Source organism: Lacisediminimonas sp., assembly GCF_030645335.1.
Lineage (GTDB): Bacteria > Pseudomonadota > Gammaproteobacteria > Burkholderiales > Burkholderiaceae_D > Lacisediminimonas.
Genome location: NZ_JAUSNH010000223.1, coordinates 1 through 9,212, shown reverse-complemented (window position 1 = coordinate 9,212; position 9,212 = coordinate 1). Strand labels below are relative to the sequence as shown.

Annotated in this window: 7 protein-coding genes; all 7 read right to left on the bottom strand. The window is 62.3% G+C overall.

What is annotated here, in order from left to right; all coding sequences use genetic code 11:
- A partial coding sequence (locus Q7T64_RS15330) for a branched-chain amino acid ABC transporter permease (RefSeq protein WP_304797481.1) occupies positions 1-954 on the bottom strand: 954 nt, incomplete at its 3' end.
- Entirely contained in the window at positions 954-1,823 is an 870-nt protein-coding gene (locus Q7T64_RS15325) for a branched-chain amino acid ABC transporter permease (protein ID WP_304797479.1), read from the bottom strand. The genes Q7T64_RS15325 and Q7T64_RS15330, both read right to left, overlap by 1 nt.
- Before the next feature lie 24 nt (positions 1,824-1,847).
- Positions 1,848-3,011 carry an ABC transporter substrate-binding protein gene (locus Q7T64_RS15320; RefSeq protein ID WP_304797478.1) on the bottom strand — a complete coding sequence of 388 codons (1,164 nt, stop codon included), beginning with the start codon at positions 3,009-3,011 and terminating at the stop codon, positions 1,848-1,850.
- 89 nt (positions 3,012-3,100) lie between these two features.
- A complete protein-coding gene (locus tag Q7T64_RS15315) occupies positions 3,101-3,820 on the bottom strand; it encodes an ABC transporter ATP-binding protein (protein ID WP_304797477.1) in 720 nt (239 codons plus the stop codon).
- A complete protein-coding gene (locus Q7T64_RS15310) occupies positions 3,817-5,574 on the bottom strand; it encodes a hydantoinase B/oxoprolinase family protein (RefSeq protein WP_304797476.1) in 1,758 nt (585 codons plus the stop codon). Before Q7T64_RS15310 ends, Q7T64_RS15315 begins: the two co-directional genes overlap by 4 nt.
- The gene (locus Q7T64_RS15305) at positions 5,574-7,583 is read right to left on the bottom strand and encodes a hydantoinase/oxoprolinase family protein (protein ID WP_304797474.1); all 2,010 of its coding nucleotides are present in this window, start codon (positions 7,581-7,583) and stop codon (positions 5,574-5,576) included. Before Q7T64_RS15305 ends, Q7T64_RS15310 begins: the two co-directional genes overlap by 1 nt.
- Positions 7,584-7,859: 276 nt before the next feature.
- Positions 7,860-8,969: a substrate-binding domain-containing protein gene (locus Q7T64_RS15300; protein WP_304797472.1), complete on the bottom strand. Its 1,110-nt coding sequence runs from the start codon at positions 8,967-8,969 to the stop codon at positions 7,860-7,862.
- Positions 8,970-9,212: the final 243 nt, after the last annotated feature.

The window sequence follows — 9,212 nt, the reverse complement described above, 5'->3', positions numbered from 1 at the left end:
CAACAGGCCGTAGATCAGCATCTTGTATTCGGCAAAGCCGCGCTGGTATTCCGGCACGATCACGATCACGGTCGCGCCGATGATCGCGCCCGGCAGGCTGCTCAATCCGCCGACGGTGATCATGATCAGCAGCACCAGCGATTCATGCCAGGCGAAACTTTCAGGGCTGAGGAACTTCAGCAAGTGCGGCAGGAAAGCGCCAGCCAATCCGGCAATGCCGCAGCCGATCGTGATGACGGCCATCCGATAGCGATTGGTCGGGATGCCGATGCTGCGCCCGGCCGATTCATTTTGTCCGATGGCCTGGAAAGCGCGTCCGATGCGGCCGGAACACAAGCGCAGCATCAATGCGTAGACAATCGTCAGCGTCACCATTTCCAGGATGAACAGGTCGCGCCGTGACGTGAATTCCACCCCGAAAAACTCGATCGGCGGAATGCCGCGGATGCCGACGTGCCCGCCTGTGAGCCAGGTGGTGTTGGCCAGCAACTGGTAGACGATGATGCCAAAGCCAAACGTGGCAATGTCAAAATACACGCCATGCAGGCGGATCAGCTGCGCCATCAGCAAGCCGATCAGGGCGGAAAACGCCAGCGCGGCAAGCGCCGCAAAAATGAAGGGCACGCCGAAGTTTTTCTCCAGCAGCACGGCGGTATAAGCGCCAATGCCCATGAATGCCGCATGCCCCAGCGAAAGCTGGCGCGCCAGCCCCACCATCACCTGCAAGCCGATGGCGGCAATCGCATAGATCGCAATGGCCGACGCCAGGTAGAGATAGAAGCCGCCGGCCACCAGCGGAATGGTCCAGGCCAGCAACATCAGTACGACGAAGATGGTCCAGTCGCGCCGCGTGCGGTCTGCCGCATGCGCACCGGACAGGGTGGTGCGGGCGCCGGCAGCCGGCGCTTGCGGCGCGGCCTTGGCCGCCAGCGGAGTGCCTTCAGTTGCCGCCATCACCGTGCTCCCTTGCTCATCAGGCCGGTCGGACGAACCAGCAAGATCAGTATCATCACCACGAAGGCGATGCTGTCCATGTACTGCGGCGCAATCATCTGGCTACCGACCGTTTCGCCCACGCCAATGATCAACCCGCCAATGATGGCGCCCGGCACGCTGCCCAGCGTGCCGATCACCGCTGCGGCGATGGCCTTGACGCCGATCACGCCCATGTCATACGAGACGAATGAAATCGGTGCATACAACACCCCGGCCAGCGCGCCAGTGCCGGCGGCGATGGCGAAGGACACACCGGAGGCGCGGCCGACCTGCACGCCCATCAGCGATGCGGTTTCCTTGTCGTCCGCCGCAGCGCGGGTGGACACACCGATCCAGGTTTTTGAAAAGAACAATTGCAGCCCGATCAGCATCAGCGGCATCACGGCAGCGATATACACATACACCGCAGGGAAGGGATAGCCGGCGACCGTATAGACCTGGTGGGTCAGCGGAATCGCATACACCACCGGATTGGCGCCCCAGATCAGCAAGGCGGTATTGCTCAGCACGATGCCGATTCCCAGCGTCAGCATGACCAGGTAAATCTGGTCGACGTTGCGTTTCAATGCCGGGCGATACGCCACCCGTTCGATGACGGCGCCGAAAGCGCCGGTCAGCACGGTGGCGCCGAGGATCACCATCCAGAATGGCAAACCCGGCATCACCGCCAACAAGGAAAATCCGACGAAGGCGCCGAGCATCATGATGTCGGCCTGCGCAAAATTCACCAGCCCCATGGCACGGTAAATCATGCTGTAGCCCACAGCGACGAGCGCGTAGATACAACCAACTGCCAGCCCGCTCATCAATTGCGTCATGAATTCCATCGGCGCCTCCTTGCTCTGTTGACTTTATTTAACCAGGTAATCCAGCTTGATATCCTTGCCCTGCACCTGGACAAACGGCATCGGACGCTTGGCGTCGCCACTCGGGAGAATGGTGATCGGGCCAGTTGCGCCCTGGAAGTCTTTCACGCCGAAGATCGCATCGCGGATCGACTGCGGTGTGACCTTGCCCTTGGCATTGGCGCGCTTGATGGAGTCGGCCAGCACATACGCTGCGTCATAGCCCATGCCTTCGTACTGGCTTGGCGGACGATTGAACTTGGCTTGCCAGTTGCGTACGAAGCGGCGTGCATTGTCGCTGTCGATCGAGCCCGAGTAGTAATACAGCGAACCGTACGTGCCATTCGCGGCCGGCCCTGCGATATCCAGGTATTGCGGAACGCCAGGAGCCGTCATGGCAAACACCGGCAGCTTGACGCCGAGTTCGCTCATCTGTTTGACCATCAGGCCGGTCTCGGTGTAATAACCGAGGACAGCAACGAAGTCAGGATTGGTTGCTGCCATTTTTTGCAGCATCGGCTTGAATTCGCGCGCGGTCGGCTCGTAGGCAACGCGGCCTTTGATGACCATGCCCATTTCCTTGGCCTTGGCTTCGAAAGCGTCGGCCAGCGGGTTGCCCCAGTTGTCGTTGCGAACCAGCAGGTAGGCTGATTTTGCCTTGCGCGAATTCACCATCCATTGCACGGCATTGATCGAGAACTGATCGGCCGACGGTGCAATGCGGGCAAACCACGGATTGTTCTGTTTGGTCAGTGCCGGGTCGACCGCCAGTGGCGACAGTTGCGGGATCTTGGCTGCCCGGCTGACTTCAATGGCTGCCGCAGTACCGGCGCTGGTCTGGCCGCCGAGAATGGCGATCACTTCATCGACTTCGATCATGCGGCGCACGGCTTGTGCGGCAGCACCCGGGTCGGCACGGTCATCGGCCGAGATCAGCTTGATCGTGTGCGGCGCGATCATGCCGTTGCGGGCAATTTCTTCCAGCGCAAAATTCACGCCGGCCAGGCTTTCGGTGCCGTACACGGCGACCGGACCGGACAATGGGCCGAAATAACCTATCTTGAGTTCAGCGGCTTGCGCGGCTGAAAGCGACACGCTGGCGGCCAGCACGACTGCCGCGCCTTTTGCCAGCAATTGAAGACTGCGAAAACCCGTCCGTGTTGAATGCATGATCAACTCCTTTTGATTAGTGAACGCAGTCAGGCCAGAGAGCCCGTTGCGCGCCGATATTCCAACTTTCCGACTTACCGATACCCAATTCAACTACCCAGATAGCTGCTTCGAATTTCACTTGTCTGTTCCAGGTCCGCAGCCAGTCCGGCATGGACCACCACACCCCGTTCAATCACATAACCACGGTCGGCCACGTCCAGCGCCGCCACCGCGTTCTGCTCCACCAGCAGGATGGTGATGCCCTGCATAGCCAGCTTGTTGATGGTGTCGAACACCAGCTCGATCAACAGTGGCGCCAATCCCATCGACGGCTCGTCCAGCAACAACAGCCGCGGCCGTACCATCAGCGCGCGGCCCATCGCCACCATCTGCTGCTCGCCGCCGGAGAGCGTGCCCGCCAGTTGTGTGCGGCGCTCCGCCAGGCGCGGGAACAGCGCATAGATGTCATCGAAGCTCTCGCGCGGGACGATGCCCTTGCGATGTGAATACGCGCCCATCATCAGGTTCTCTTCGACCGACAGTGTCGGGAATACGCGGCGGCCTTCCGGCACCACCGCCATGCCGGCGGCGACGTTGCTTGCCGGCGCTGCGCCGGTGATGTCGCGGCCGTCGAATTCGATGCGGCCGGCGCGCGTGGGCAGCAGGCCGCAGATGGTGCGGATGGTGGTGGACTTGCCCGCGCCATTCGGCCCGAGCAGGCACACCACTTCGCCGGCAGCGACATCAAGGTCGATGCCGGAAAGGACACTGGCCTGCTCGCCATAGCCGGCTTCGACGCCGCGCAAACTCAGGATCGGTTTGTTCATTGCCGCACTCCCAGCGCTGCGCGCTGCGCATTGCTGGCGGCGGCGTCCAGCAGGTAACGACGCCGGCCTTCGAATTCGGTGAAGCTGGCGATCACGACACCATAATCAGTCGTCGCGGTGGCTTCACTGATGATGCCCAGGTTCAGGTCGCGCTCGACTTGCTCGACCGGCCGCTCCAGCGGGTTGCGGTAACCGCCGCCGCCAGGGGAGGAAGCGCGAAAGCGGTCACCCGCTTTCATCGGCAGGTTCTGGACCTTGCTGCGCATTGGCGGCTTCCACTTGTTGCCGTCGATGGTGAATTCCACTTCATTGGGCATGGCGTCCTTGCCGCCGACAATGCCGAAGGGACTGTAATCGACGCGGTCGCCCAGCACCGTCATGGAAATTGGCGCCAGCGCAGTCAGCTCGAAGGTGCTGCCGCAACCGCCGCGATGCCAGCCGGCACCGCCCGAATCTTCGCGCATTTCAACTCGCTCGAAGCGCACCGGCGCGCGGTGCTCGGTGAGTTCGTACGACATCACGCGCGCCATCGACTGCGGCGTCACGCCATGCACCAGGCCATCGGACTGGTGGCTGCCGCCATAGCCGCCGGGATAGACCCAGGTCGAGACGAAATAGCGGCCGCTGTCCGGATGCACGCCGCCAAACGAGAACACGCCGGTGGTGCCGAAAAAGGCTGCCGGTGTGCGCTGCGGAATGGCCTGCGCCAGTGCGCCGAATACCAGGTCGACCACCTTGCCGGCGACTTCCAGGTAGCCGCCCACCGGCGTCGGGTACTGCGCGGAAAACACGCAATGCTCGGGCACATTGAACTTGACGGCGCGGAAGGTGCCTCCATTGACCGGCACGTCGGGGAAGATATGTTTGAGCGCGACGTAGCACATCGACATCGTGGAGGTGCGCGACAGGTTCATCGGCCCGACGCTGGGCGGCGCGGTGCCGGTAAAGTCAAATTCGATATCCGCACCGGCAACACGGATCGTCAATGCGGTCTTGATCGGTGCGTCGGTGACGCCGTCGTTGTCGAGGTAGTCTTCGAAGTGATATTCACCGTCCGGAATTTCTTCGATATAAGAGCGCATCTGGCGCTCCGAGCGGACCACCATTTCGTCGATCACTTCAGCGACGGTCTGTTCACCGAATTTGCCGAGCACGCGATCGAGCCGCTGGCGGGCGACGTCGAATACATTGTTCATGGCGCGCAGGTCGCCGCCGACTTCAGCCGGCAGGCGCAGGTTGCGCAACACCATTTGCATGACACCCTCATTGCGCACGCCGCGGTCGACCAGCTTGAGCGGCGGGATGAAAATGCCTTCCTGGTGGATGTCCTTGGCGTTCGGCGCAAATCCGCCGGGGGCGGAGCCGCCGATGTCGATCATGTGGCCGGTCGTGGCGAGGATGGCCAGCAGTTTGCCGTCACGGAAATACGGCGCCACCATCGTCACGTCCGGCAGGTGCGTGCCGCCGAAATAGGGACTGTTGGTCATCCAGACGTCGCCCTCGTTCCAGCCGCCGCTGGCCGCGACTTCCTGGTTCATCCGTTGCACCATGAACTGCATGTTGGCCAGGAAGACCGGCAAGCCGAACTGCCCCTGCGCAATGGTCTCGCCGGTGACCGCATTGAAGATGCCGTTGGCGCAGTCGTTCATTTCCGAAATGATCGGCGAGATCGCAGCGCGGATGACATGCATGTCCATCTCATTGGCGATCTGTTCCAGCGCGCCGCGCACCACCGAGATCGTTACGGTATCCATTACAGCAGCTCCACAATCAGGTTGGACAGCGCGTCGACCCGGCAGCGCATGCCCGGTTCCAGCACGGTGGTGGTGTCGGCCTGCTCGATGATTGCCGGACCGGTAAACCACATGCCCGCCTGCAGCGCGCTGCGCTGGTAAATCGGCGTGTCGATCCAGCCGTCGAAATACACTGGGCGGGTGGTGGTGGCCGGGGCGGCAATCGCGGCCACATCGTGCGCCTCTTTGCGCTCACGCGGCCGCACGCCGGCGACCGAACTGCGCAAGGTGACCAGCACGATCGGCAGGTTTTCCAGCGCCGAGCCAAAGGCGCCGGCATACTGGCGCAGGAAGGCCTCTTCAATCTGCGCGCGCGACCAGTCTGCTTCCACCGGCACCCGCAGCGGATGGATCTGTCCCAGGAAACACATGTCGATCGAATGGGTGGCGACCGTGTCCTTGATCAGTGCGGTATTTTGTGCGAGCTGCGAGCGGCCCTCCTCAAGATGGCGTTCGAACTGTTCGCGCAGGCTGGCGGGATCGACTTCATCAAGACGCTTGTCGATGGTGCGCGAAAAGTCGTAGCGCAAATCGGCAATCACGCAACCCATCGCGCACAGCACGCCGGGATACGGCGGCACGATCATGGCGCCAATGCCGACATCGGCCAGCAAGGCGGCGCCATGCAAGGGGCCGGCGCCGCCAAAGGCGACAAAGGCAAAGTCGCGCGGGTCGTGGCCGCGCTCGACCGACAGCAAGCGAATGCGTCCGGACATGGTCTGGTTGACCACCGCCAGTACGGCGGCCGCAGCCTGTTCCACGCCCAGCCCCATCGCATCGCCCAATTTGCCCAGTGCGGCGCGTGCGGCAGCGAGATCAAGATGGCCACTGCCGACGCCGCCGATGGGCTTGTCGGTGTTGATGCGGCCGAGCACGGCGTTGCAGTCGGTGACGGTCGGCTCGGTGCCGCCCAATCCATAACAGACCGGGCCGGGCCGCGCACCGGCGCTGCGCGGGCCGACCTGCAACACGCCGCTGCGGTCGATCGATGCAATGCTACCGCCGCCGGCGCCGATGGTATGGACGTCGATCATCGGGATCTTCAGCGGAACGCGGAAATCCAGTTCGGTGGTTTCGGTCACTTCGGGACGGCCGTCGATGACGACAGCGACGTCGAAGCTGGTGCCGCCCATGTCGCCGGTAATGACGTTGCTGTAGCCGGCGTCGGCAGCCAGTTCGGCAGCCGCCACGACACCGGCAGCGGGGCCGGAACGCACGATATGTGCAGCCCGGTTGGCCAGCCGCGTGACCGGCGTCAGCCCGCCGTTGGACTGCATGATCAGGATGTCGCGGTGGAAGCCGAACGCGGCCAGCTTGTCGATCAGGCCCTTGGCATAGCGCGATACCAGTGGTTGCAAATAGCCTTGCACCACGGCCGTGCTGGTGCGTTCGAATTCATAAAATTCGCACAGCACGCTGGTGGCGGTCACGACGTCCCAGCTGGGGCGCACTTCGAGGAAAATCTCGCGCACGCGGTCTTCATGCCGGGTGTTGGCGTAAGCATGGATGAAGGCGATCACCACGCTCTCGATACCTTCCTGGTCCAGGTGGATCGCCAGGCGGCGCACCTGGTCTTCGTCCAGCGGCACGATGACCTGGCCGCGGTGATCGACCCGCTCGGTCACTTCCCAGCGCTGGTCGCGTGCAATCAGCGGGCGCTGCTCGCCGGTCAGGCCGTACAGGCTGGGCCGGTCGCGCCGGCCCAGTTCCAGCACATCGCGAAAGCCGCGCGTGGTGACCAGTGCGCAGCGTGCGCCGCGGCGCTCGATGACCGCATTGGTCGCAATCGTCGTGCCGTGCAGCACGGTCGCAATGGATTCGGCCGGAAAGCCCAGCGCTGTGAGCGCATCCACCAGGGCGCGCGAAGGATCATCCGGTGTGGACGACACTTTCAGGACCTTGACGACCTGTCCGGATTCGTCCGCGCAATACAGGTCGGTGAACGTACCGCCGCTATCAATACCGATCAAATGCTGCCGCAATCTGTTTCCCCAACTGGAAAGGGTGGAAAAAGGAGCTTCTGGTGCTTCTGGGTTTTCCCTGCGGACGACATGCGCGTCGCTGGCTTTGGAAAAAAAATGGCTCAAAATTTTTTACAACGGTAATTTAAACCTATTTTTTCTTTATGCGGAGAAATTTATGCAGAAAATATGCCAGAGGGACTGCTTCATCGCGGTGCAGCAGAGAATTTGAATTTTCTCGCGGACTTGGGTCTTGCCGGCGCTACGCCGGCAAGCGCAGCCAGCTCAATCAGCCGGACCGGCCTTTGGCGTCCTGAACGCATACCAGGGCAAGGCCTGGCGCAGCGAGACAACCTGACCGGCATCTGCCGGGTCGTATCCGGGCAAATCGCGCACGATGGTGTGCCAGCCCTTGCCCGCCAGCAGGTCCAGCAGCTTGAGCATGGCGGGCTCTTTCAGCGTGTCCTTCAGGCAGGCGAAGTAATACTGCTCGCTCAGCAAGGCAATGAAGTCCAGCCCGAACTGCGCAGCGGCGGCATGGATGCCGATGCCGGCATCTGCCCGGCCCGAAGCGATGGCGGCCGCGACCGCCAGATGGGTCGGCTCGACCTGCCCGTAGCCCTGCACCTTTTCTGTCGCAATGCCGGACTGCGCCAGCAACTGATCGATTTCCACCCGGGTGCCGGAGCCGGTCTGCCGGTTCACGAAGCGGACATCAGGGCGTGCCAGGTCCGGTATGCCGCGGATTTTTTTCGGATTGCCGCTGCGCACCATCAACCCCTGTTCGCGCGCGACGAAATTGATCAGCTTGTGCTTGCCGGGCTTGAGCAACTGCTTGAATGCTTTCTGCGTCAGGGTCCCGGGCGCGCGCTGCTCACCGATATGGAACCCGGCCAGCATGCATTCGCCCCGCGACAGGGCGGCGATGGCATCCAGGCTTGGGCGGAATTGCATGTCGAGATGGAGATTGCACTGCTGGGCCATGAAATCCTTGAGCCGGGGCAGCGCCAGGTCATGGCTGGCCATGATCGAAATCACATGCGCACCGCGGTCGAAGGCCAGCGCGAATTCGCGCTCCATCTCGGCCACCAGGTTCTCGATCTGCGGCATCACGCGGGTCTTGGCGCGCTGCTCGGCGAACAGCAATTTTTCGCCAAAGCCGGACAGCCGTGCCCGCTTGCCGCGCTCCCACAGGATCAGCCCGGCGCCCAGCGTAGCTTCCCAATCCTTGATCGCTCCCCACACATGGCGATAGGACAGGCCGAGCTGGCGCGCTGCCTGCGCCACCGAGCCGGTGCTGTGGATGGCGGACAGCACGTCGAACAGCGGGTTTTGCAACTGCTGCTTGTCGCTGGGCGTTTGCGTAAAGGTGTAGCCGAGCTTGATGTGGAGCATGGGGCGGGATCGGTCGACAGGGCGAACGGCATTATAGGCACCCGTCCAACTTATGCAATTTTGTACATATTGGACGGCAAGCCATTGGTCTATACCATAGCCTTTCAATCAAAGACATGGAGCATTGGATGTTCATCCGCAAGACCCGACTGGCTGCGCTTTCCCTCGCCATGATCGCATCGATGGCGGCCTTGCCCGTCGCCGCGCAAAACATCATCAAGCTGTCCACCACCACCAGCACCG

Bases quoted from the DNA above. Each gene is read 5' to 3' on its own strand.
- Q7T64_RS15320 (WP_304797478.1), bottom strand. From the start codon at position 3,011: ATGCATTCAACACGGACGGGTTTTCGCAGTCTTCAATTGCTGGCAAAA.
- Q7T64_RS15310 (WP_304797476.1), bottom strand. From the start codon at position 5,574: ATGGATACCGTAACGATCTCGGTGGTGCGCGGCGCGCTGGAACAGATC.
- Q7T64_RS15300 (WP_304797472.1), bottom strand. From the start codon at position 8,969: ATGCTCCACATCAAGCTCGGCTACACCTTTACGCAAACGCCCAGCGAC.
- Q7T64_RS15315 (WP_304797477.1), bottom strand. From the start codon at position 3,820: ATGAACAAACCGATCCTGAGTTTGCGCGGCGTCGAAGCCGGCTATGGC.
- Q7T64_RS15325 (WP_304797479.1), bottom strand. From the start codon at position 1,823: ATGGAATTCATGACGCAATTGATGAGCGGGCTGGCAGTTGGTTGTATC.